Here is a 24,395-nt window from a genome sequence, read left to right as displayed (position 1 = left end):
TCCCAGGGGCAGGAATGGCCATCTCTGCCCCCGCCTACAGGTGGCTCAGGGCCTCGGGCAGGTCGACCACGTCGGCGTACTTCGCGTCGAGGTCGGCGAGATTGTTGTCGTGCAGGGCGGGCGTGCGGTCGGCGCAGGCCTGGCGCACGACCTGCGGGCGGAACCCGGAGTTGAGCGCGTCCATGGCGGTGGCCCGCACGCAGCCCGACGTCGAGACGCCGGCGACCACGACCGTGTCCACCCCCGCGGCGCGCAGGGTCGAGGCCAGCGAGGTGCCGAAGAACGCCGAGGCGTACTGCTTGGCCACGACCGGCTCGCCGGCCTCCGGCACCAGGGTCAGCTCGCCCCAGGTGCCCGGTGCGTCCTCGACGAAGCAGGCCAGCGCCGGCACCTTGTGCACGAACAGCCCCGCGTCGCCCAGCCCCGCGGCGTAGCGGACGACGGTCCACACGACCAGGTGCCCGTGCGCCCGGGCGGCGTCGACCAGCCGCCGGGTGGCCGCCACCGCCGGCCCCGGGTCGGGCAGCCCGAACGGCCCGTCCCGGTCGGTGTAGGCGCGCACCAGGTCGACCACCACGACCGCGGGCGCGCTGCCCCACCCGACGCGTCCGGAGAACGCCGACCCGTGCGGACCCGGCGCCGGCTCGGGCACCGTCATCCGGCGGCCCACACCGGGCGCCTCGGCGCGGGCAGCCCGGTCTCCTCCTCGCACCGGGCGAGCAGCTCCTCGACTGGTGGGCCCATGTCGAACACCGGCAGCTCGGCCGACCGGTCGGCGCGCAACTGGTCGCGCAGGGTCTCGGTCGCCTCGACGTCCACCTCGCCGCCGTCGCAGACCACGACCCCGTACCGCCGGGCGCCGGCCTGCGTCACCAGCCCGCGCCGCACCTCCTTGGCCACCAGCTCCGGGTCCCGCTCCAGCGGGTCACCCCACCCGCCGCCGCCCCAGGTGACGAAGTGCAGGACGTCGCCCGGTGACACCGGCACCCCGTGGCACTTGCTCGGCAGCACCTCGCGGGTGCCGTCGGCGCGGTCGACCCACTTGCGGCCCCGCGCGCCGGGGTGCCCGCCGTTGACGCCCCACGGATACGTGAGCCAGCGGTCGTCGTGGATGGCGATCTCGCCGGGCTCCTCGAACACGTAGGCGACGTCGACGCCGTTGCCGCCGCGGTGCAGGCCGGGGCCGCCGGTGTCGGCGACGGTCTCCCACGTCTCGATGCGCAGCGGGTAGTAGGACTCGAGGTACTCGCAGGGGATGTTCACGAAGCTCGGCCACAGCGAGTGCCCGTCGGGGCCGTCGCCCAGCGGCCGGCCGGGGATGCCGCCGAAGCCGATCGAGTAGAGCTGGAACCACTCGCCCTTCCGCTCGCCCGACGAGTAGTGCCCGGAGTACATGAAGTGCGGCGAGGAGGAGAAGCCGGCGGCGTTGAGCAGCGCCGGGTTGGTCTGCCCGAGCAGCCCGCCGAACAGGTCGAACACCCGACCGATGCCGTGGTTGCGGCCGTTGAGCGCGGCCGGGTGCGCCGGCTTCCAGTAGGAGCCGTCGGGGATCGTGACGTCGACCAGCGGGTAGAAGCCGTCGTTCCAGAGGATCTGCGGGTCGGCGACGGTGATCATGTAGATCCCGAAGAACATCCGGGTCAGGTTCTCGTTGATGTAGTAGTTGATCGGCCCGGCCGCCTGCGGCGAGGAGCCGGTGAAGTCCAGGTGCACCTTCTCGCCGGTGCGGGTCAGCGACAGCTTGAGCTCGTAGGGGCCGTTGCCGACGCCGTCGTCGCAGATGTAGTCGGTGAACGACAGCGTCCGCCCCTCCTCGAACACCGCCTGCAGCAGCACCTTCATGGCGTCGTAGTTGCGCTGCAGCAGCGCGTCGAGCGCCGACAGGTAGGTCGCCGTCCCGAACCGCTCGCACATCTCCACCACCCGCCGGGCGGCGGTGCGGCAGGCGGCGACCAGCCCGTTGAGGTCGGCGCGGTTCCAGTCGGGCATGCGGACCTGGTTGAGGATGATCCGCAGCGCGTCGTCGTTCAGCTGCCCCCTGCGGTACAGCTTGAACGGCGGGATGACCACGCCCTCCTCGTAGATCGTCCGCGCGTCGGTGGGCATCGATGACGGCGTCTTGCCGCCCACGTCGGACATGTGCCCGAACATCGACGCCCAGCCCACGACCCGGCCCTCGTGGAAGACCGGCATGACCAGCAGCCAGTCGTTGGCGTGGCTGATCGCCGCGCCGCAGGCGTAGGGGTCGCTGGTCAGCAGGACGTCGCCCTCCTCGACGGTGTCGTCGAAGCCCTCGAGGAAGTCGGGGATGGACAGGCCGAACTGGCCGACGACCATCTTCCCGCTCGGGTCGCCGATCAGCGGGAACTCGTCGTGCTGCTCGCGGATGCCCGGCGACAGGGCGGTGCGGAACAGCACCTCGTCCATCTCGTAGCGGGCGTTGCGCAGCCCGTTCTCGATCAGGTCGAGGGTCACCGGGTCGACGTCGACCCGCTCGAGGGTCCCGGTCGCGGTCTCGACGATGCGTGCCATGGCGCTCAGCCCTCCTGCACGGGGTTGATGAGCAGCGAGCCCGAGGGGTGCACGGTGGCCGCGTGCCCGGGCAGGACGAGGGTCGTGGAGTCCATCTCGATGACGATCGCGGGCCCGGGGACGACGTCGCCGGCGCGCAGCCGCTCCCGGGCGTAGATCCCGGCGGTCACCCGCTCGCCCTCGACGTGGACGGGGTGCTCGTCGATGCGGGCGCCGGACGGGTCGCCGTCCCCCTGCTCGAGGTGCACGGGGGCGACGTCGGGCCTCGGACCGGTGACGGTGGCGCGGGCGTTGACCAGCTCGTGGTCGACACCGAGGAGGAAGGAGAACAACCGGTCGTGCTCGGCGTCGAACGCCCGCCCGAGCTCGGCCAGCGCGTCACCCGAATCCAGCCACGCGGGGTCGACCTCCACCGGGATCTCGAAGCCCTGCCCGTGGTACCGGACGTCGACCTGGAAGCCCACCGTCTGGTCGGCGCGGGCCAGGCCCTGCGCGGCCAGCCGCTCCCCCGCCTCGTCGGCGAGCTCGCGCAGGATCGCGGCCAGCTCGGCGCCGGTCAGCTGGCCGAAGCGGCGCAGCACGGTGCGGGCGGACTCGTCGCGCCGGCTGGTGGTCGCGTCGCCGAGGGCGCAGAGCAGGCCGGGGCCCGGCGGGACGATCACCGGCCAGGCGCCGGTCAGCCGGCCGAGGGCGTTGGCGTGCAGCGGGCCGGCCCCGCCGAACGCGACGAGGGCGAAGTCGCGGGGGTCGAAGCCCTGCTGCACCGAGACCAGCCGCAGGCCGCCGAGCATGTTCTCGTTGACGATGTCGACGATCCCGGCGGCCGCCGCCTCCGGGGAGTCCAGCCCGATCGCCTCGGCCACCTTGCTCACCGCGGCCCGCGAGGCCTCGGCGTCGAGGGTGATCTCGCCGCCGGCCAGCGAGGAGGGCAGGTAGCCCAGGACGACGTTGGCGTCGGTGACCGTCGGCTCCACCCCGCCCTTGCCGTAGGCGGCCGGGCCGGGGTCCGCGCCGGCCGACTGCGGGCCGACCCGCAGGGCCCGGGTCAGCTCGGGGACGTGGGCGATCGAGCCGCCGCCGGCCCCGACGGTGCGGACGTCGACGCTGGAGGCCCGCACCGCGAGGTCGCCGACCTTGGTCTCCCGGCCGATCCTCGGCGTGAGGTCGCGGACCAGCGCGACGTCGGTCGACGTGCCGCCCATGTCGAAGGTGATCAGGTCGCGGTACCCGCACTGCTCGGCCACCCAGACCGCGCCGGTGACCCCGCCGGCCGGCCCGGACAGCAGCATGGTCACCGGGGCCTCGACCGCCGCCCGCGCCGACTGCAGCCCGCCGTCGCTGCGCAGGATGGACAGCTCCCCGGCCACCCCGCCCGAGGCCAGCCCGTCGGAGAGGTGCTGCACGTACCGGGCGACCTGCGGCTGGACGTAGCCGTTGGCGACGGTGGTCAGCGTGCGCTCGTACTCGCGCAGCTCGGGCAGGACGTCGGAGGACAGCGACACCGGGACCCCGGGCAGCACGTCGGCGGCGATCGCGGCGATCCGCCGCTCGTGCGCCGGGTCGGCGAAGGAGTTGATGAGGCTGACCGCGAGCGCCTGGATGCCCTGCCCGGCCAGCGTGCCCAGCTGCGCGCGGACGTCGTCCTCGTCCAGCGGCCGGACCACGCTGCCGTCGCTGGCGATCCGCTCGTCGACCTCGACGGTGTTCTCCAGGTCGGCCAGCGGCTCGGGCTTGGGCCAGATGATCCAGCCGGCGAGCCCGCCGGGGACGAAGGAGCGGGCGATCTGCAGCACCTGGCGGAAGCCGCGGGTGGTGACCAGCCCGACGGTGGCGCCCTTGCCCTCGAGGATGGCGTTGGTCGCGACCGTGGTGCCGTGCAGCACCTGCGCGACCTCGCTCATCGCGATGCCCGCGTCGGCGCACACCTTCTCGATGCCGTGCAGCACGCCGACGGCCTGGTCGGCCGGGGTCGAGGCGGTCTTGGCCCGCCAGGTCGCGCCACTGTCCTCGTCGACGAGCAGGACGTCGGTGAACGTGCCGCCGACGTCCACGCCGAGCCGGTAGCTCATGCGGTCTCCTCTTCTCGGGTCCCCTGCAGTCGGGCCGCCCGGACCATGACGGCCCGGGCGTTGGCGATGTGCGAGGTCATGACGGCGCGGGCCCACTCCGGGTCGCCCGCGCGGAGGGCGGCGACGATCTCGCTGTGGTGGGCCAGGCTGCGGCGCAGCGACGCCTCGTCGTAGGTGAGGAAGTTGCGCCGCACGATCGGCGGGTGGATCGCGGCGGCGAGCGCCGAGGCCAGGGTGGGGTGCCCGGCGAGCGCGACCAGCCGGTCGTGGAAGGCGCGGTTGAGCGGGACGAGCGCCTCGAGGTCCTGGTCCGGCCCGGGGCTGCCGACCTCGTGCATGCGGGTGGCCAGGGCGTCGAGCGCGTCGACGTCGGCGGGCGTGGCGTTCGGGACGGCGTGGGCGGTCAGCTGCGGCTCGAGGCTGGAGCGCAGGTCGAACACGCCCTCGAGCTCGGCGACGGTCCAGGTGGCGACGCGGGCGCCCCGGTTGGGCACCAGCTCGACCAGGCCCTCGGCGGCCAGCCGGGAGAGCGCCTCCCGCACCGGGGTGCGGCTCACGCCCAGGCGCTCGGCGAGCTCCACCTCGCCCAGGCGCGCGCCCGGGCGCAGGTCGCCGCCCATGATCATGTCGCGCAGGGTGGTCAGCGCCCGTTCGGCCGAGGTCAGGGAGCGTGTCAGCCGTCACACCTCCTCGCAGATTGTGTGCAAACCTAGGGGCGTCGCCGTGCCATGGGCAATGCTGTCCGGCGAACTTCGGGTGACTGCATACATGCGATTCCCGTTCCGAATTGGAGGAGGTCGCCGTGGGGGACCTGTTGGGGAACGGCCGGGCACCGCGGGCCCGGCTGCGCGAGCTGCTGGCGGCCCCGCGGCCGCTGGTCGCGCCGGGCGCCTACGACGCCCTGTCGGCGCGGCTGGTGGAGCAGGCCGGCTTCGACGCCGTCTACATGACCGGCTTCGGGACGACGGCCTCGCTCATCGGCCGCCCCGACGTGGGCCTGCTGACCGGCGCGGAGATGGTGGACAACGCCCGCCGGATCGCCGCCGCCGTCGAGGTCCCGGTGATCGCCGACGCCGACACCGGCTACGGCAACGCGCTCAACGTCGTCCGCACGGTGCAGCTGTACGAGCAGGCCGGGGTCGCCGGCATCCAGCTCGAGGACCAGGTGATGCCCAAGAAGTGTGGGCACATGAGCGGCAAGGCGCTGATCGGCACCGACGAGATGGCCGGCAAGGTGCGGGCCGCCGTCGCGGCGCGGCAGGACCCGGACCTGGTGGTGATCGCCCGCACCGACGCCGTCGCCGTCACCGGGGTGGACGACGCCCTCGCGCGTGCCCGGGCCTACGCCGACGCGGGCGCGGACCTGCTGTTCGTCGAGGCGCCGACGTCCGAGGCCGACATCGAGCGGATCGCGGCCGAGCTGCAGGGCGTGGCGCCCCTGGTGTTCAACTGGGCCGAGGGCGGCCGCACTCCCCCGCTGTCGCTGGCCCGGATGACCGAGCTGGGCTTCGCGCTGGTCATCTACCCGATCGGCACGCTGCTGGCGGCGACGGCGGGGATGCGCACGCTGCTGGAGTCGCTGAAGGCCGACGGCGTCCCCTCACTCGACGGGCTGCCGGCGTTCGAGGAGTTCACCGACCTCATCGGCCTGCCGGAGGTGCAGCAGCTGGAGCAGCGCTTCGCCTGAGGGAACGCTGCCCCCGCCGCGGCACCCTGACCTCCCGGGTGGTCGTGCTCTGCGTGCCCCGGGTACGCAGCGCACGACCTCCCGCGGACCCACCCCTCCCGCCGGAACTCGTGCTCTGCGTGCATCCGGCACGCAGAGCACGACCTTCCGCAGGACAGGTCGGTCGGCGGCGGCCCCTACCGCCCGGTCCACCTCGGCGGGCGCTTCTCCAGGTGGGCGGCGATGCCCTCGGCGCGGTCCTCGGACAGGTAGGGGTTCGGCCCGACGTCGAGCCGCAGCGCCTGCCACAGCGGGAGCTCCAGGCCCTTGACCGCGGTCTCCTTCATCCGGCGGACGGAGATCGGCGCGTTGGCCGCGATCGCGTCGGCGAGCCGCAGCGCCGTCGGCAGGACCTCCTCGACCTGCACCAGCCGGTTGACCAGGCCCCAGCGCTCGGCGACCTCGCTGGTGACGTACTCGCCGGTGTAGAGCATCTCCAGCGCGATCCCCATGGGGATCCGCTTGGGCAGGACGACGGAGCCGAAGTTGGCGCCCATCCCGATCTTCGCCTCGGGCAGGCCCATCGGGACCCCGGGCGCCGCCACCCGCAGGTCGCAGGCCAGCGCGAGCTCGAAGCCGCCGGCGACCGCGGCACCGGCGATGGCCGCGACGATCGGCACCGGCGTCTCGGTGACCACCTCGAACAGCGACCGGGTCGGTCGGTCCATCGGCGGCCGGAACCGCTCCCCGCGCCGGTCGCCCTCGCGGATCTCCTTGAGGTCGAAGCCGGCACAGAACGCCGGGCCGTTGCCGGTGAGCACGATCGCGCGGACGTCGCCGTCCTCCCCGCAGCGCAACAGCTCCTCGACCAGGTCGGCCTGCAGCGCGGTGGACAGCGCGTTGCGGCGCTCGGGCCGGTCGAGGGTGAGCAGCCGCACGTGCCCGCGGTCCTCGACGACCAGCCCCGACTCCCGCCGCTGCGCTGCGCTCATGCCGGCCAACCTCTCACGAGCCGGCGGTGTGCGGTCGTGGCGCAGGATCGCCGGACGACGCACCGGGAGCGCACATCACCGGCAGGCCGCGCCGCCCCGCCGGGAGCCGGCCGCGTCCTTCGCCCGGTCCGCGCCGCGCCCTTCGGTGCAGCGGGCCGGCTTGCCGTCCTCGGCCGCGGAGGGCTCGCTCGTCGCCGTCTCGGGAGACGCGGTCGGGGCCGCGGTGGCCGGGCGCGTGGGAGCGGGCTCGTCGGCTCCCGCGGCCTCCTCCGCCACCGGCGACCCGGTCACCGCGCCGACGGTCGGGGACGGCGTCGCGGCGTCGTCCCCCGCGAGCCGTCCACCGCGGGCGACCGGCTCGGCGTCCTCGTCGGCGATCGACGGCGCGGCAGCGGTCACCTCCGCCACCGGGCTGCCGCCCGACCGGCCGACGACCAGACCGGCGACCGCGGTGAGGCCGAGCGCCACGAGGACCACCGCGGCGACGGCCCAGCGGCGCCGGGACGGGGACGAGGGGGCGCGGTGCGCCGGCCGGAACCGGACCGTGTCGTCGTCGATGGGAGCCCTCCGGGGTGCGGCTGCGTCCGGCCGACCGTACGAGCGGATCCGTCGGATGCCGTTCCGCAACGCCGGGCGCGAGCGGGGCCGTCGATGTCGCGCGGATCGGCGTCCGGACGGGCGTCCGTGACCCTCCGCAGGTGTCTCGGATGTGATCCGTGGTCAGACCGGCAGCACCCGTCACACCCGCCCCAGACGCCTCCGCCGCCTGACCGGACCGGTCCGTCCAGCCCGGTAGACAGGAGCCCATGAGCACCACGGACCTCCGGCCAGCCGACCCGAGCACGCGGCCGGCCGTGGCGATCTCGGCCACCTCCACCCCGGTGCTGAGCTACGCGCTGGCCCACAACCGGGTGCCGGTCGTCTCCCGGCTGGCGTTCACCAACCACGGCGGCCCGGTGCGCGCGGCGACGGTGCGGCTCGGCGTCCGCGACGCGGAGGGCCCGATCGGCACCCCAGTGGAACTGCTCGTCGACCTCGACGCCGGCCAGACGACGGTGCTCAGCGACGTCGGCCTGGTCATGGACCCCGCCGCGATGCTGCAGATCGAGGAGCAGCGCCCCGGGTCCATCGAGATCGACCTGCTCGTCGACGGCGAGGACGTCGGCGGCACCGCCGTCCCGGTGCAGGTGCTGGCCGCCAACCAGTGGCTGGCCGCGCCCGTCCCGCTCGCGCTGGAGATGCTCGCGGCGCACGTCCTGCCCAACCACCCGACGATCACGACCCTGATCGGCGAGGCCAGCGCGCTGCTCGAGGAGCGCACCGGCAGCGGCTCGGTGCAGGGCTACCAGTCCGGCCCGGAGCGGGTCGACGAGATCGTCGCGGCGCTCACCGAGGCGATGCGGCGCCGGGAGATCCGCTACAGCGAGCCGCCGGCCAGCTGGGCCGACGTCGGCCAGAAGGTGCGCACCCCGGGCGACGTCCTCGACGGGCGCGTGGGCACCTGCCTGGACACCGTCGTCGTCCTCGCCGCCGCCCTGGAGCAGGCCGGCATCCGGCCACTGCTGTGGCTGGCCGACGGGCACGCCTTCCTCGGCTACTGGCGGGAGGAGCGCAGCGCGGAGAGCGCCGCGACCACCGACGTCGCGCCGCTGGTCAACCTGGTCGACCTCGGCCTGGTCCGGCTGGTCGAGACCACGCTGCTGACCAGCCGCGGCGCCGGTGCGGCCGACCTGCACCAGGCCGCCTACGACGCGTGGCTGGCCGGCGACCTGGACCGGGTCCTCGGCGTCACCGACGTGCACCGCGCCCGGCGCGACGGGATCGTGCCGCTGCCGGCCCGCACCCGGGGGCGCGACGGCGCGGTGCAGGTCTTCGAGTACCGGCCCGCGGTGCACAGCGTCGCGGCCAGGCCGGTCGAGCGGGTGCCCGCGCCGCCGGTCCCCGGCCGGGGCGAGACCCCGGCGCGCGTGCAGCAGTGGAAGAACAGCCTGCTGGACCTCTCCCTGCGCAACCGGCTGATCAACTACACCGAGCGCGCCGGCCTGCCGCTGGCCGTCCCGGCCGCGTCGCTGGCGACCCTGGAGAACCTGCTGCACGGCGGCACCGCGGTGCAGCTGCTGCCCAACGACCGGATCGCCGCCGTCCACCGCGAGCGCGGCGTGCGGTCGGCCGCCGAGCTGCCCGCCGACCACCTCGCCGAGCTGCTCGTCGACCGCAAGGCCGTGCACGCCGACGTCACCGAGGGCGGCTACCTGCCCCGGCTGCGCAACCTCGCCTACAAGGCCAAGACCGTCCGCGAGGAGACCGGCGCCAACAACCTCTACCTGGCGCTGGGCAGCCTGGTCTGGGAGCTCGACGGCCGGCCGCTGCGCTCGCCGCTGGTGCTGGTGCCGGTCACGCTCACCCCGACCAGCCGCAACGGTGTCTACCGGCTGACCCTCGACGACACCGGCACCAGCACGCCCAACTACTGCCTGCTGGAGAAGCTGCGGCAGGTGCACGGGCTCTCCGTCCCGGGGCTGTCCGAGCCACGCTCTGTTGACGACGAGTGGGCCGGCGCCGGCATCGACCTCGACCGCGCGCTGCAGGCGATGCGGCAGGCGCTGGCCGACGCCGCCCTCCCCCACCGCGTCGAGCCGACCGCCGACCTCGCCGTCCTCCAGTTCGCCAAGTACCGGCTCTGGAAGGACCTCGACGAGCACTGGGCCGACCTCGCCGCCAACCCGCTGGTGCACCACCTCGTGCACCAGCCCACCGAGCCCTTCGCCGACCCCGTGCCCGACAGCCTGGCCCGGGCCGACCTCGACGAGCTCGCCGCGCAGTGCCCGGTGCCCGCCGACGCCTCGCAGCTGCGCGCGGTCGCCGAGGCCGCCGCCGGCCGCACCTTCGTGCTGGAGGGCCCGCCCGGCACCGGCAAGTCCCAGACCATCACCAACCTGCTCACCCGCGCGGTCGCCGACGGCAAGCGGGTGCTGTTCGTCGCCGAGAAACGGGCGGCGCTCGACGTCGTCGCGCGCCGGCTGGACGCCGTGGGCATGGGCCCGTTCGCGCTGGACCTGCACGACAAGGGCAGTAAGGCGTCAGTGGTGCGCGCGCAGATCCAGGCCGCGCTCGAGCACGCGGTCGCCGTCGACGAGCAGGGCCTGGCCGCCGACAGCGAGGACCTCCGCTCGGCCCGCCGCACGCTGGCCCGCTACGCCGACCGGCTGCACGCCGAGAACGCCGCCGGGCTGTCGTTCTACTCGGCGCGGACGGCGGTGCTCTCGGTGCGGGACGGCGTCCCGGCGCTGCCGCTGCCGACGCCGTTCGTGGCCGCCGCGTCCGAGGAGACGATGACCGCGGTGCGTCGCGCGCTGGCGCTGCTGCCCGACATCGCCGACCTGGTCCGCCCCTCGCCGCGGCACGCCTGGGCGTTCGTGGACACCCCGGAGGTCGACCTGCTCGCCGCGCAGCAGGCCGCGGCCGCCGTCGACGCGGCCGTCCGGGAGCTGCCGGTCGAGCCGCACCTGGCCCGGGCGCTGCGCGAGGTGCGCACCCCCTCCGACCTCGACGCGCTCGCCCACGTGCTCGCCGGCCCGGCGACCACCCTCGACGTCCTCGACGAGGTGCCCACCGAGCGGTGGACGGTGGCGACGACCAGCGTGCTCAGCGAGGTCGCCGCGTTCACCACCGCCGTCCACCCCGGCCTGGAGCTGGCCACCCCGGCGGCGATGGAGCTGCCGCTGGCCGACCTGTACGTGGCCGCGCAGACCGCGCAGGCCGGCCGGTGGCTGGCCCGCCGGAAGGGGCTGCGGGCGGTCCGCGACCGGCTGGCCCCGGTGCTGCGGCCCGGCGTGAAGATGAAGCTCTCCGACGTCCCGGAGCTGACCGCGGCGCTGTGGCGGGTGCAGACCGCCGGGCAGGGCATCGCCGCCCGCGCCTCGGTGATCCCCGGCCTGGCCGTACCCGCCGGCTGGAACCCGCTGGTCGACCCCGAGCTGCTGGTCGGGCAGGTGGAGTGGCTGGAGAAGGCCGGCACCGCCACCGACAGCGACAGCGAGTTCGCCGTCGCGCTGCGCCGCTACGTCGTCCAGGGCCCCGGCCCGGACGCCGCCGCGGCCGCCGCGGTCGCCCGGCTGCGCGACGCCGCCCGGGCGCTGCTGCGGGTCGTCGGCAGCGACGAGCGGCGGCTGGCCGACTGGGCCGGCGACGACGGGCTGGTGCTGCGCTGGCAGATGACCCGCCCCGAGCGGGGGGTGGAGCACACCGGCCTGATGTCGCTGCGCCGCTGGGCGGACTTCGTCGACACCCTCGAGCCGCTGCGCGCGGCCGGGCTGCACGAGGCGCGGGCGCTCCTCGTCAGTGGCGAGCTGCTCGCCGACGACGCCGTCCGCGCGTTCGAGCACGGCATCGCGCGGTCCTCGGTGGCCGAGCGCCGCGGCGCCTCGGGCCTGGACGGGTTCGACGCCGACGTGCACGAGAAGGCGATCGTCCGGTTCACCGCCGCCTCCCGCGCGGTCCGCGAGCACCTGCGCACCGCGCTGCCCGGGTCGGTGCTGGCCGCCCGGCCGTTCGACGCGGCCAGCGGCAACGGCCAGGTCGGTGCGCTGCAGCGGGAGCTGGCGAAGTCCCGCAGCCGGCTGGGCGTGCGCGGGCTGCTCGCGCAGTACGGCGAGCTGGTCACCGCCGTCATGCCGTGCGTGCTGGTCAGCCCCGACTCGGTGGCGCGGTTCTTCCCGGCCGAGGCCGGCCTGTTCGACCTGGTCGTGTTCGACGAGGCCTCGCAGATCCGGGTCGCCGACGCCGTCGGGGCGCTGGGCCGGGCGAAGGCCGCCGTCGTCGTCGGTGACAGCAAGCAGATGCCGCCGACGTCGTTCATGGAGCCCTCCTCGGGCTCGGCCGAGGACGACGCGATCGAGCTGCTGGGCACCGCGGTCGAGGACGAGGAGTCGATCCTCTCCGAGTGCGTCCAGGCGCGGGTGCCGCGGCAGTGGCTGTCCTGGCACTACCGCAGCCAGGACGAGTCGCTCATCGCGTTCAGCAACGCCAACTACTACGAGAACCGGCTCTCCTCGTTCCCGGCGCCGACCCACGGCCGGCCGACGGCGGACGTCGACGGGCGGGGCATCTCGCTGGTGCGGGTCAACGGCACCTTCCACCGCTCCGGCGCCGGGCGGCTGCTGCGCACCAACCCGATGGAGGCCAAGGCGGTCGTGGCGGAGATCCGCCGCCGGTTCGACGCCTCCCCCGACACCCTGCCGTCGATCGGCGTGGTCACGTTCAACGCGCAGCAGCGGGCCTACATCGAGGGCCTGCTCAGGGACGCCGGTGACGAGCGTCTGGTCGAGGCGCTGGATCGCACCGACGGCGAGGGGCTGTTCGTCAAGAACCTGGAGAACGTGCAGGGCGACGAGCGCGACGTGGTGCTGTTCTCCACCGGGTTCAGCGTCAACGACCGCGGCTTCCTGCCGCTGAACTTCGGCCCGCTCAACCGGGTCGGGGGCGAGCGGCGGCTCAACGTCGCGGTCACCCGCGCCCGCCGGCAGGTCGTCGTCTTCACCTCGTTCGACCCGTCGCAGCTGCGCGCCGAGCAGACCTCGTCGGTCGGCGTGAAGCACCTGCGCGCCTACCTCGACCTCGCCGCCCTGGGCACCGACGCGCTGCCCAAGGACGCCCGTCCGGTGGCCGTCCCCGACCGGCACCGCGAGGAGATCGCCGCGGCGCTGCGCGAGCGTGGCCTGGTCGTGCGCACCGACGTCGGCCTGTCGGAGTTCCGCGTCGACCTCTCGGTCGCCCGCGCCGACGCGCCCGACGCCCCGGTGATGGCCGTGCTGCTCGACGGGCCGGCCTGGGCCCGCCGGCGCACGGTCGGCGACCGCGACGGCCTGCCGGTGGAGGTGCTGGCCGGGATGCTGCGCTGGCCGGCCGTCGAGCGGGTCTGGCTGCCGACCTGGCTGCGCGACCGCGAGGCGGTGCTCGACCGGCTGGCCGCCGCCGTCGCCGCCGTCCCGGTGCCGGAGGTCCCCGCCTCCGGAGGGACAGGGATGGCCACTTCTGCCCCTCCGGAGGAGACGGCGCCGGCCGTGGAGGAGCTGGCGCCGGTCGTCGTGCCGGTGCCCGCCCCGGCCGAGCCGGCCGACCGCGAGGTGCCGGAGCTCAAGGCCGTGGCCCCGCTGCGGGCCGCCCCCTCCGCGGTGGTCGAGGCCCCGGTCGTCGAGGCCCCGGTCGTCGAGGCCCACGCCGTCGCCGAGACGCCGGCCGAGGAGGCGATGGCCCGGCCCGCGCGGCGGAAGGTGCCGGCCGCGGCCCCCGTGGACGGCGAGGCCCCGTTCGTGCCCTGGGTGCCCAAGACCGCCGGCGAGCGCAAGCTGCTCGACCAGCTCTCCGACGCCCGCGTGGCCCGCACGGTCAAGCGCGTGCTGACCGCCGGCGTCAAGGCCGAGGGGCCGGTGCACCGCGACCGGCTGGCCCGCCTGACCGGGAGCGCCTTCGGGCTGTCCCGGGTCAGCGAGGCCCGCCGCGACGCGCTGCTGGCGCTGCTGCCGGCGGGCTCCGTCGACGGCGAGTTCGTCTGGCCCGAGGCGCTGGACCGCGCGACCTGGTCGGGCTACCGCCGCCAGGCGGCCAGCGCCGACCGGCCGCTGGAGCACGTCGCCCCGCAGGAGGTCGGCAACGCGATGGTCGCGCTGTGCCGGGCCAGTGCCGGGATGACCGAGGACGAGCTGTTCCTGCGGACGGCGGAGGTCTTCGGCTACCGCCGCCGGACGCCGTCGCTGGCCCCGCTGCTGCAGGCGGCGCTGGCGCGGGTGCTCGACGCCGGGCGGCTGACCCGCCAGGAGTCGGGGCTGCTCACCGCCGCGTGAGCACGGCCGTCCCGCGCGGAGCCGGGCCTACGGACGCGTCAACCACGCGACCGGTGGCCGGCTCCGCCGGGCGGCGAAGGCCTGGACCTGCTCCGCGCTGAGGCGGCAGCCGCCCGGACAGTCGAACTCGACGGGGAAGGCGTTCACCCAGCCGACCGCCGCCACCCGCCGGCAGACCGGGCAGTCCTCCCAGGTGACCCGCTCACTTGCTTCCATCGAGATGCCTCCGGGGCCGCGTGGTGCGACCGGACGGGGGCCGGGCCAGTCTGTTGAAGCCACGGCACCGCGGACGGCGTCTCGTTACCCGGTGTCGCGCGGCAACCACGTCCACCCGGAGGACGGCTTGTTCCGGTTCCCCGCGGTCTCGTTCAACGCCGGACGGGGGTCAGGGGATGCGGTAGTCGTCGCCGTAGGTGGACCAGCGCAGCGGCGGAGTCAGGTGCAGGTCGCCCTCGTCGAGGAAGACCCGTTGCGCGTCGTCCACCCGGCTGGTGTCGCGGTGCGCCCGGAGTCCTCCGCGCTGGAGACCAGCTGCATCGCGACGTCCCGCTTGGCCGGGTCGCTGAGGTCGGAGGTGTCCTCGGGCGTCGGGCCCGCCTCCGGAGCCGGCTGGGTGTCCGGCTGCCCGCCGAACCGCGCGACGACGACCAGGAGCACGAGTAGCACCGCCAGCGCGGCCGCTGCCGACCCGAGGACGACCGACGGCGAGGGGCCCCCCCGCGGCGCCCGGTGCGAGCGGACGGCGGTGTCCGGCCGGGAGCCGGTGCCCACACTGCCCATCCCACACCCCGAGGTCGTTCGCGATCGCAACGACTCTCGTTGTCCGCAGTTCCGGCTGCTGCCACCGGCGGGGGCGGAACTCCATGGATGTTCACAGCTTCGCGATCTACCGTCGGGTCCCACCTGCCGACGACAGGGAGCCTGCCACGCCAACCGTGGATCCACGGGTGGCGTGCCGGTATCGGTCCGGTCGTCGCGCAGGGGCCGTGCGGGGCACGAGCCCCGCACGGCCCCTGCGCACCGGCTCGTCAATCCCCGTCAGGGCACAGGTGCGACAGGTGGTCGGGGACGATCAGCTGCCTGTGCGGTTCCGAGCAGAGGAAGTCCCGGAGGACCGGCAACGGATTTTCGATGGGCGGAAGAGACGGCAGATTGATCGGCTGGCTCGGCTCCGAGGACTCCGAGGACTCCGATGGCGACGTTGGCGATTGCGGTGGTTGCTCGCACTCCGGTCCACGATCTGTGCCGATGCAGAAGTAGGGGGGCGGGTCGGCTGCTGTCTGAGCGGACGCGACACCCGCGAGGGCAGGGATCAGGAGTACAACGCCAATCGATGCAAGGGCGAGCCGGTGAACCAGTCCCGATCTTGACCACGTTCCGGACATCAGGGCCTCCAATGCGTTGGAGCACGAGCGCTCCAGGGTGTTTGCTGGACGCTCAACAGCATCGGCCCCAGCTCGCCCGCTGCGACATCTTCTCGCCCGCAGGACTTGATTGCTCGAGTAGCAGACTTTTCTTGGTCGATCGTCAGTTGGACTGGCCGCACCGGATCGCCCGCGGACGGTCAGCAGAAGGCGCGGGCTGAATCGCCGGAGTAGACCGGACGCGGACGGCGTAATCGTCAGCCGGGCCATCGTGACAACGCATCAGGTCGTGAGTTTGATGGCGCGACGGGCCATCTGGGTGGACAAGTGCCAGGCAGTGCAGTCTGGACAATAGGCCATCCATGTTGTGGCGGCGTGCCGATAGCAGGGCTGCATCCGAGACGCGACACCGTTCGGACCTACGCCCGAATTCAATGATCGTGCGGGCATCGGATGCCTCCCTGCCGTCTACCGGTCCTTCCACCTGGGGACCATCGGTAGAGGTGTCCCGACGACTGCGATTTCGGTATGGCGCCGCACGAGACGCTTCCTCTGGGTCCGCGTGAGAGTTCTGTTCCAGGGACCCAAGGGTTGGGACACGGCGTTGACGTGTGCCGGTGCACCATCCACGAACTCGCAAACGATGCTGACCGTCGCTGCCCACGCCCCAGGTGGTCGGGCGTACCGGGATCGATGGGGACTTGGCGAGGAGGGGCATGTCGGTAGGCTCGACCGGCTAGCCCTGGTAGCGGTCTCCGAGGAGACTTGCCATGTCGCCACGCTCGATCCGAGAGCCAGTCAGTGAACGGCCGGGGCGTGGCCGCGAACTGCGCCTCGGTGGGGGACGGCAGCCATGACGGCGTATCTGGAGGTGTGGAAGCCGTCGGGCGTCGAGCTGATCCTGTTGGAGACGCGCCGGGTGACGGTGGGCCGCAGCGCCGCGAACGACGTAGCCCTGCCCCACGACAAGGGCGTTTCGGGCCTGCACGCGGTCCTGGAGCCGGTCGGTGCAGGATGGTGCGTCCAGGATGTCGGCAGCCGCAACGGCACCTTCGTCCGGGGTGAGCGCATCCTCGGGATGTGCGTCCTGCGGCACGGTGACGAGGTCGCGGTCGGGCGGACGAAGCTGGTGTTCCGCGCGGCAGATGCTGCGCCGGTCACCCGGACCGAAGGGGCAGCCCCGGTGCCGGAGCTGACCCGTCGCGAGCGCGACGTGCTGCGGGCCCTGTGTCGGCCGCTCTTCGGCAGCACGGTGTTCACCGAGCCGGCATCCCTGCACGACATCGCGACCGCGCTGGTCGTCACCGAAGCCGCGGTGCAGCAACACCTGCTCCACCTCTACGACAAGTTCGGCATCGAAACCGGAACCAGCAGTCGTCGCAGCCTGTTGGCCAACGAAGCCATCCGCCGCGGGGCGGTGACCTTCGCCGACCTGCGGAATCCGTCGCCGTGACGAGCGGCTCCCTGCCAGCCGGCACGGACATCGGGTCGTTCACGATCGAAGCGTTGATCGGCCGAGGCGGGATGGGCGAGGTGTACCGGGCGATCCATCGCGACCTCGGACGCCCGGAGGCGCTGAAGCTGCTGCATCCGGCCCTGGCGGGGCAGGAGGAGTTCGCCGCCCGGTTCGTCCGCGAGGCCCGGATGATGCAGAGCCTCGACCATCCGGGCATCGTGACCGTGTTCGACGCCGGGGACGCCGGCGGACGGCTGTACCTGGCGATGCGCCTGATCGGCGGGATCAGCCTCAAAGAACTCCTCGCCCAGGGCCGGCTGCCGCCCGAGGAAGCCCTCCGCATCCTCGCTGAGCTCGCCGAAGCGCTCGATTACGCGCACAGCCGTGGTGTGATCCATCGCGACATCAAGCCGTCCAACGTGCTGATCGACTCGGGAGGGCGGCCGGTGCTGGCCGACTTCGGGTTGGCCAAGGCCCTCGGCGACGCGTCCGTCACGGTGAGCCGCCAGTATCTGGGCACGCCCACGTACATGGCCCCCGAGCAGGCCTCCGGCAGTGCAGTAGGCCACCGGGCCGATCTGTACTCGGTGGCGTGCCTGGCCTTCGAGATGCTGACCGGCACCCCGCCGTACACGCAGCAGGACCCCCTGGCACTGATGCTGGCCCACGCGAGCCAGCCTGTACCGCGCGCCACCGACCGGGACCCACAGCTTCCTGCGCCAGTGGATGCCGTCTTCCAGCGCGGGTTGGCGAAGTCACCCACACAGCGGTACCCCTCCGCGGGTCAGTTCGTCGACGCACTCGAGACATCGCTCACGGCCGACCGCCGCCGGCTGAGCCGGCGCACGGTCCTGCTCGCCGGCCTGGGCTCGGCGGCGGCGCTGGTGGCCGGCGGGACGGCCGTGCGCTGGAACGTCCTCGATGCCGAACCGCAACGGTCAGCCGGTCCGGAGGCTGGGCCCGGGGTCGTCCGGGTCTCGGCCGGCCAGGTTCACAACCTGGCACTGCTTGCCGACGGCAGCGTCAAGGCTTGGGGCTTCAACGACGTCGGTCAGGTCGGCGACGGACCCGTCGGGTCGCGGCGGTCCACTCCGGTGGAGCTAGCCGGGTTGTCCGACGTCACCGACGTCGACGCCGGTGTCTGGCACAGCGTGGCGTTGCTGAGAGAGGGCACGGTCAGGATCTGGGGCGACAACCAGTTCGGCGAGCTGGGCGATGGCACCACCAACCGACTGCTCACCCCGACGGTGGTTCCCGATCTGACCGGAGTAGCCGCCATCGCGGTCGGCGGGTTCTACGGGACCGACGGCCGCTTTGACGAAGTCGGCTACGCCCACACCCTCGCTCTCCTCGCGAACGGCACCGTCCTGGCCTGGGGCAGCAACAACGACGGCCAGCTCGGCGACGGCACCACCACCGACCGCCCGGCCCCGGCCGCGGTACCCGGCCTTGCCGCGGTGACCGCCATCGCAGCGGGCGGCACACACAGCCTGGCCCTGCTCGCCGACGGCACGGTCTGGGCTTGGGGAGACAGCGGCCTACGCGGTCCGACCGGTGATGGCACCCCACGGACCGCCCTCACCGTCCCAGTCCAGATACCGCGACTGGGCGATGTTGCCGCGATCGCCGCCGGCAACTTCCACAGCCTGGCCCTGTTGATGGACGGGACCGTTCGGGCTTGGGGGTGGAACGACGACGGTCAACTGGGCGACGGCACGACGGCGGACCGGCCGTCCCCGGTCACGGTGTCCGGCTTGACCGACATCGCCGCCATCGCCGCCGGCGATCGGTTCAGCCTCGCTCTGCGCAGCAACGGCCGGGTCACCACGTGGGGCGCCAACGAACGCGGCCAACTCGGCGATGGCACCTTCGACGATCACTCCGTTCCCGTGGACGTACGGAACCTCACCGGTGTGGCTGCCGCCTCAACCTCGACCCAGCACACCCTCGCGCTGCTCACCGACGGCACGGTCATGGCCTGGGGCTGGAATGCCGACGGTCAGCTGGGCGACGGCACCACGGACGATCAACCCGCTCCTGTCAGGGTGTCCGGATTCTCCCGCTAGGCACAAGATGCGGGCCATTCGTGGGCCAGCGAATACGAGATGCCCGGCGGTGGTCTCAGATCGAGAACGGCGGCTCGGTCCGGGGTGGGAGCCGCCCGCCCTCGCCCCGGTCCCAGCGGCGCGCCCGATCCCTCATCCACCGGCCCTTCCCGGGACGAACCAGCAGAGATTGTTGCTCGTCCCGAACTCCGTGTTCCACTGGCCCTCCCAAGCCGTGCAGACCTCTCTCGGAGTCGGAACGACTTCGGGATGAAGAATCGCGTGGCAGACAGGATCCGTTCTCTCCAGGTCTGAACCCCGGTAGCACCCGATTCCCGGCGGCTCCGCGGCGGTCGAGTGGCTCACGGCAGCATTCGTCTCCGGGAGGGGAGCCGCTAGAGCCGTGGTCGGGGTCGAGAGCGCGGCCGCCAGGACCAATGCACCTGTCGACGTGAAGGTCAGTCGCCGCCCCAGCTTCGGCCACGATGGCAGTGCAGACATTGCTCCTCCTTCGGTCGACCGGAGCGGCATCTCGACTGGCGCTCCGGCGCTTGCAATGGCAGCAGAAGTGTCGATCTTGCCCACTGCGGGGCGACATCCTCTCGACCGGAGACTCTCATCGCGGAGGCGTGAGGATTTCCTTGCGCGTTTCTTAGATCGGTCGGCCGCGGGGCAGGCCGGGCGCCCCCCGTGGTGCCGAGGTCTCCTGAAATGGTGTGACTCAGGTCTCCGCCGCGGTCCCCGGTGCTCGTGGGCACAACCCGGGATCGATCGCGAACGCAACGCCCCCGGTCGGACCCGCAGGCCCGGGGCCGTGCGCCACCGGGGGCGAACTCCATGGATGTTCACAGCTTCGCGATCTACCGTCGGGTCCCACCTGCCGACGACAGGGAGCCTGCCCACGTGGACGACCCCACCGGAGCCGTCGCCGACCTGGCCGGGACGCGGCAGGTCGACCTGCTCGAGCCCGGCGACCCCGACCGCATCGGCCCCTACCAGCTGCTGTGCCGGCTGCCGCGCGGCGGCCAGGGCGCGGACGTGTTCGTCGGCTCCACCGCACCGGACAGCCCGCTCGTGGTCATCAAGCGGCTGCCCGAGGGCGCGCCGGAGCTGGCCCGCAAGCGGCTGGCCCGCGAGGTGGAGAACGCCGCGCGGGTGAAGAGCTCGCGGGTGGCGCACATCGTCGACCAGGACCTCGCCGCCGACGCGCCGTACTACGTGCAGGAGTACGTGACCGGGACGCCGCTGGACGAGTTCCTGGCCCGCCGCGCGGCCGGGCTCAACGCCGAGGAGCTGCGCCGGATCGCGATCGGCCTGCTCCGGGCGCTGCGGGACGTGCACGCCGCCGGCGTGGTCCACCGGGACGTGAAGCCGGGCAACATCATCATCTCGGGCGCCGACGTGTGGCTGGTCGACTTCGGCATCAGCCGCTACATCGGCCCGGAGCCGCCGTCGGGCACCTCGACCACCGGCATCGCGGCGCTGGGCACCAAGCTGTTCGCCAGCCCCGAGCAGCTGCAGGGCGCGGTGCTCACCGAGGCCAGCGACGTCTACAGCTGGGGCATGGTGATCGCCTACGCCGCCGGCGCGGTCCACCCGGTGGACCCCGACGACACCATGCCCGACTCCGACTACTTCCTCGCGCTGCGCGCCGGCCGGCTCAACCTCTCCGCCGTGCCGCCCAACCTGCTCGACAGCGTGTCGGCGGCGCTGAAGTTCGCGCCGGAGAAGCGGCCGTCGGTGGCGCGGTTGGCCAAGCAGGTCGAGCAGCACACCCGGTGGCTGGGCGAGACCTCGCAGATCCCCGACCCGCGGACGACGATGCGCGACCTGCAGTCGGTCGGCGCCGTCGTGGAGGCGGCCCGCTACGAGCTGGCCCGGCTGGAGCGCGCCGTGGCCGACACCTGGACCGGTTTCGGAGCGGCCATCGCGGTCGTGGCGGTGCTCGGGATCCTCGCGGGGCTGGTGCTCGCCGTCCTCTACCACCTCGTCTTCTAGGAGGCCGACCGTGTCCGGGATGTACGAGCGGGCCCTCGCCCAGCAGCGCCTCGACGCGCGGCGGCACCGCTACCGCGAGCGCCAGCGGGTGCTGCTGGCGGTGTTCTGCGCGGTCGCCGTCGTCTTCTTCGTCGTGTTCGTCCGCTGATGAAGCGCCGCGTCTGCCCCCGCTGCCTGGAGCCGCTGTCGACCCCCGTGTGGCGGGACGCGCACGGTGTCGCGCACCGCCCGCCGGTCGAGCGCCGCACCCGCTGGCAGCGGTTCCTCGAGCCGCTGCGCGGCGAGCCGGCCCCGCCGCCGACCCCCAAGGACGCCGCCGGGGCCGCGGCGGCCAACGTCAGCCCCACCTGTCCGCGCGGGCACCGCCTGCCGCCGGACTACCTCGACCGGCCCACGATCGTCGTCGGCCTGGTCGGACTGACCGGCGCGTCGAAGAGCACCTACCTCACCGTGCTCATCGACCTGCTGCACGAGGGCGCGCTGGCCCCGCTGGGCATCTCGGTGGAGATGGACGAGGAGAGCGCCGCCCGCTTCGACGACTACCGCTACCGGCTGATGGTCCAGCGCCGGCAGCTGCCGCTGACCCTGCCGCTGCTGGGCGAGGGCAGCTCGCCGGAGCCGTTCATGCTCGTGCTGCGCGGCACCGGCCGCAACGGCGCCGAGCGCGCGGTCAACCTGGTCTTCTTCGACGCCTCCGGCGAGCAGCTCTACCGCGCCGAGGACATGGGCCAGTACGGCAAGTTCCTCTACGCGGCGACCTCGGTGCTGGTGCTGCTCTCCCCCGGCGTCTTCCCGCGGCTGCGGCACCTGGCCGACCCCGGCGAGGAGTCGATGGGCCTGGCCCGGCACACCCAGATGGTGGTGAACCTGGCCAACCTGCTGCGCACCGCCCGCAACCTGCACCCCGACAGCCCGCTCTCCGGTGTCTCGGCGGCGGTGGTGCTCACCAAGGCCGACAAGCTGCGCGGCGTCCCCGACTTCCCCACCGACACCCTGCGCGACACCGACCTGGCCGCCATGCCACTGGCGCACTGGTTCGGGGACGTGCGCGACACCAGCTCGCGGCTGGTCGACTTCCTCGAGGTGAGCGGCGGCTCCAACCTGCTCACCGCGGTGCTCAACCGGTTGCCGCGGCCGACCGTGCACGCGGTGTCGGCCACCGGCGCCGACGCGAAGGACGGCGGCTACCCGGAGATCGCCCCGGTGGGCTGCCTGGACCCGCTGCTGGTGCTCCTGGCCCGCCACGGCTTCCTCTCCGAGGACGGGCTGGACCCGGAGGAGGCCGGCTCGGCGCCGGTCCGCGAGTGGTTCGGATGAGCGGGCGGGCCTGCGCGCAGGCGGTCTACACCTCCGCCCCGCGGACGCTGGAGGGGCCCGGCTTCGGCGTCTTCGCCCACTCGGCGGACTGGCCGGCCGAGGTCGGGCGCACCCGCAAGGCCCTCGGCGCGCTGGTCGGCTTCACGCCCGACGCCGTCGAGACCTTCGGGCTGGTGCACCGCCCCGGCGGCCGGCTGCTGCACCGCACGGTCGCGGCCAGCGCCGACGGCTTCGGCCGGCCGGGCAACTACCTGGTCCACCTGCTCTGGGACGACGGCGACCGGCTGGGCGTCCGCGACCTGCTGGCGCTGCGCCGCACCGGGCGGTTCCTCGACGCGCTCCCCGCGGACGCCGTCCCCACCGCCGACCTGCCGCCGCTGCGAGTGCCGCCCGCCGACCGCACCGTCCCGGTGCTGACCTCCGACGAGGTCGACGCCCTGGTCCCCGCGCTGGCCGGGCTGCTCGCCGCGCTCGCCGCCGGGGAGGGGTCCTGCCTGCTGCCGCGCCGGACGCCGGCGGGCCGGGAGGTCGCCGACGTCCTGTTCGACGTGCTACCGCGGGCGCTGACCGCGCCGGTCTCGCTGGCCGCCGGCCCGCGGGGGGACGACGGCGACACCGCCCGTATCTGCGTGGAACTGGTCGACGCCGCGCCGCGGTCGGCCACGCGGGCCGCCGACACCGAGCGCGCCCGCACCCTGCTGGAGGCCGCGAGCAAGGGTGAGCTGCCCCCGGACACGATCGGCGACCTGCGCCGGCTGGACGCGTGGCTGTTCGCCGACGCGTGGGCCGAGCAGGACGCCGCCGAGCTGACCGCCGCGCAGGTGGCCTGCGTGCTGGAGTCCGACGCCGCTCCGCGCTGGCTGGCCCGCGGGCGCAACGCCGCCGCCGCGCTGGAGGTCGCCGCGGGCGACCGGGCGGTGGAGGCCGGGCTGCGCGGGACGGTCCGGCGGTCGCCCGCCGCCGCCGAGCGCGTGCGCGGCGGGGTGCTCACCGCGCTGCTCGACGAGGTGTTCGACGGCGCGGACGGGCCAGCCGAGCGGGCGGTGGAGATCGCCGGGCTGACCCAGGGCGACCTGTGCACCGCGCTGGCCGCCGAGGTCGCCCGCGGCCGGCGGATCGCCTCGCTGGACCGCGCGGCGGGGCTGCTGGTCGAGCAGGCGCTCAGCCTCGGGGTCGCACTGCCGCTGCTGGAGCTCACCGACGACAGCTGGGAGCTGGCGCTGCTGGCCACCCGCCGGCGCGTGGTCGGGGACGCGCTCGTGGCGCAGTGGACCCGGACCGGCGGCCGGTGGGAGGAGTCGCACCGCACGCTGCTGGGGCACCTCCTGGTCGCCGACGTCGGCTGGCTGGCCCGGCTGGAGGGGGTCGTCCCGCGCTCCGAGCTGCCCGCGGTGCTGCGCTGGGCCGCGCTGCGGATGGACGTCGCCGGCGTCGAGAAGCTGGCCGTCGCGGTGGCCGCCGGCAGCGGCGCGGGCAACGGCTGGGCGCTGCGCGAGGTGGTGTTCGGCTCGGAACTGCCGGCGCCGGACGTCGACGGCATCCTCGGCCGCCGGCTCGCCCTCCTGCTGGTGGACGACGGCTGGCCCGCCGACCTCGCCGAGTCCTTCGCCCGCAGCCGCGGTGCCGACGACGAGCTTCCCCGCCGGCGCCGCCGCCGTCCGGACTGAGCCGCGCCCAGCCCTTGCTCCGCGGGGGCTCGTGCTCTGCTTCCTCGGCGGAGCAGAGCACGACCACCCGCCGGGACACCCGTGCCGGTCGGAGCAGCACACAGTGCAGCCTTCTGGCTACAGTCCGTACATGCACGTGGCCGGGGTCCTGCCCCTCGCCGGCCTGGTGCTGTTCGGCTCCGGCTGACCCAGCCGTCACACCCACCCCACACGCCCCGAGGGCCTCGGCCCCGGCTCATACGCTCGAGAACGACCACGCGCGGAAGGACAACAACGTGGCCCGACACCTGCTCGACGAGACCGCAGAGTTCACGATGCCCACCCTCGGGCGGCACGCTGCGGACGACGATGACGCCCCTGCGGACCTGACCCAGCGACTGGACGGCATGGGGCGCCGGCAGCCGCCGCTCACCGGCCGCCGGTTCGGCGACGACCGCGCCGAGTAGC

16 protein-coding genes are annotated in these 24,395 nt (G+C 73.9%); 9 read left to right on the top strand and 7 right to left on the bottom strand.

Features of this window, described 5'->3' with window-relative positions:
* Positions 1-34: 34 nt before the first annotated feature.
* From ACI789_RS02815 to ACI789_RS02800, 4 genes are read right to left on the bottom strand one after another with little or no spacing between them, the layout of a single operon-like run.
* A complete protein-coding gene (locus tag ACI789_RS02815) occupies positions 35-658 on the bottom strand; it encodes an isochorismatase family protein (RefSeq protein WP_457006625.1) in 624 nt (207 codons plus the stop codon).
* Positions 655-2,532, bottom strand: a complete 1,878-nt coding sequence (locus ACI789_RS02810) for a hydantoinase B/oxoprolinase family protein (protein WP_457006624.1) — start codon at positions 2,530-2,532, stop codon at positions 655-657. Before ACI789_RS02810 ends, ACI789_RS02815 begins: the two co-directional genes overlap by 4 nt.
* Before the next feature lie 5 nt (positions 2,533-2,537).
* Complete coding sequence (locus ACI789_RS02805) at positions 2,538-4,601, bottom strand: hydantoinase/oxoprolinase family protein (RefSeq protein ID WP_457006623.1); 2,064 nt, start codon at positions 4,599-4,601, stop codon at positions 2,538-2,540.
* Positions 4,598-5,245, bottom strand: coding sequence for a GntR family transcriptional regulator (locus ACI789_RS02800; protein WP_457006664.1), 648 nt, complete (start codon positions 5,243-5,245; stop codon positions 4,598-4,600). The genes ACI789_RS02805 and ACI789_RS02800 overlap by 4 nt, the downstream gene beginning before the upstream one ends.
* 158 nt (positions 5,246-5,403) lie before the next feature.
* Here ACI789_RS02800 and ACI789_RS02795 point away from each other — a divergent pair, with 158 nt between their 5' ends.
* The gene (locus ACI789_RS02795; RefSeq protein ID WP_457006622.1) at positions 5,404-6,288 is read left to right on the top strand and encodes an isocitrate lyase/PEP mutase family protein; all 885 of its coding nucleotides are present in this window, start codon (positions 5,404-5,406) and stop codon (positions 6,286-6,288) included.
* Between the two features lie 176 nt (positions 6,289-6,464).
* Here the strand turns inward: ACI789_RS02795 and ACI789_RS02790 are convergent, their stop codons facing one another.
* The gene (locus tag ACI789_RS02790; RefSeq protein WP_457006621.1) at positions 6,465-7,259 is read right to left on the bottom strand and encodes an enoyl-CoA hydratase/isomerase family protein; all 795 of its coding nucleotides are present in this window, start codon (positions 7,257-7,259) and stop codon (positions 6,465-6,467) included.
* A gap of 75 nt (positions 7,260-7,334) precedes the next feature.
* Complete coding sequence (locus ACI789_RS02785) at positions 7,335-7,727, bottom strand: hypothetical protein (protein ID WP_457006620.1); 393 nt, start codon at positions 7,725-7,727, stop codon at positions 7,335-7,337.
* 338 nt (positions 7,728-8,065) lie between these two features.
* Between ACI789_RS02785 and ACI789_RS02780 the strand changes: the two genes are divergently transcribed.
* Positions 8,066-14,101: a DUF4011 domain-containing protein gene (locus tag ACI789_RS02780; RefSeq protein ID WP_457006619.1), complete on the top strand. Its 6,036-nt coding sequence runs from the start codon at positions 8,066-8,068 to the stop codon at positions 14,099-14,101.
* 435 nt (positions 14,102-14,536) lie between these two features.
* Here the strand turns inward: ACI789_RS02780 and ACI789_RS02775 are convergent, their stop codons facing one another.
* Entirely contained in the window at positions 14,537-14,881 is a 345-nt protein-coding gene (locus ACI789_RS02775; RefSeq protein ID WP_457006618.1) for a hypothetical protein, read from the bottom strand.
* A gap of 1,437 nt (positions 14,882-16,318) precedes the next feature.
* On the opposite strand from ACI789_RS02775, the gene ACI789_RS02770 reads away from it, so the two are divergent.
* The 7 genes from ACI789_RS02770 (at position 16,319) to ACI789_RS02740 (ending at position 24,394) form a co-directional block, all read left to right on the top strand.
* Complete coding sequence (locus ACI789_RS02770) at positions 16,319-16,918, top strand: FHA domain-containing protein (protein ID WP_457006617.1); 600 nt, start codon at positions 16,319-16,321, stop codon at positions 16,916-16,918.
* A complete protein-coding gene (locus tag ACI789_RS02765; RefSeq protein ID WP_457006616.1) occupies positions 16,915-18,987 on the top strand; it encodes an RCC1 domain-containing protein in 2,073 nt (690 codons plus the stop codon). Before ACI789_RS02770 ends, ACI789_RS02765 begins: the two co-directional genes overlap by 4 nt.
* 882 nt (positions 18,988-19,869) lie before the next feature.
* Positions 19,870-20,964 carry a serine/threonine-protein kinase gene (locus ACI789_RS02760; RefSeq protein ID WP_457006615.1) on the top strand — a complete coding sequence of 365 codons (1,095 nt, stop codon included), beginning with the start codon at positions 19,870-19,872 and terminating at the stop codon, positions 20,962-20,964.
* Positions 20,965-20,974: 10 nt separating this feature from the next.
* Positions 20,975-21,112 (top strand): hypothetical protein, encoded by a 138-nt coding sequence (locus ACI789_RS02755; protein WP_456918253.1) that lies wholly within the window; start codon positions 20,975-20,977, stop codon positions 21,110-21,112.
* On the top strand, positions 21,112-22,281 hold the full coding sequence (locus tag ACI789_RS02750; RefSeq protein ID WP_457006614.1) for a TRAFAC clade GTPase domain-containing protein: 1,170 nt from the start codon (positions 21,112-21,114) through the stop codon (positions 22,279-22,281). Before ACI789_RS02755 ends, ACI789_RS02750 begins: the two co-directional genes overlap by 1 nt.
* On the top strand, positions 22,278-23,948 hold the full coding sequence (locus tag ACI789_RS02745; RefSeq protein WP_457006613.1) for a GAP1-N2 domain-containing protein: 1,671 nt from the start codon (positions 22,278-22,280) through the stop codon (positions 23,946-23,948). The genes ACI789_RS02750 and ACI789_RS02745 overlap by 4 nt, the downstream gene beginning before the upstream one ends.
* A 275-nt stretch (positions 23,949-24,223) precedes the next feature.
* Positions 24,224-24,394 carry a hypothetical protein gene (locus tag ACI789_RS02740; RefSeq protein ID WP_456918249.1) on the top strand — a complete coding sequence of 57 codons (171 nt, stop codon included), beginning with the start codon at positions 24,224-24,226 and terminating at the stop codon, positions 24,392-24,394.
* The last annotated feature ends 1 nt before the right edge of the window (position 24,395 follow it).

This window comes from Geodermatophilus sp. SYSU D00965 (assembly GCF_054050075.1).
The sequence above is the reverse complement of the archived record's forward strand: the minus strand, read 5'-3'. Positions and strand labels throughout refer to the sequence as shown.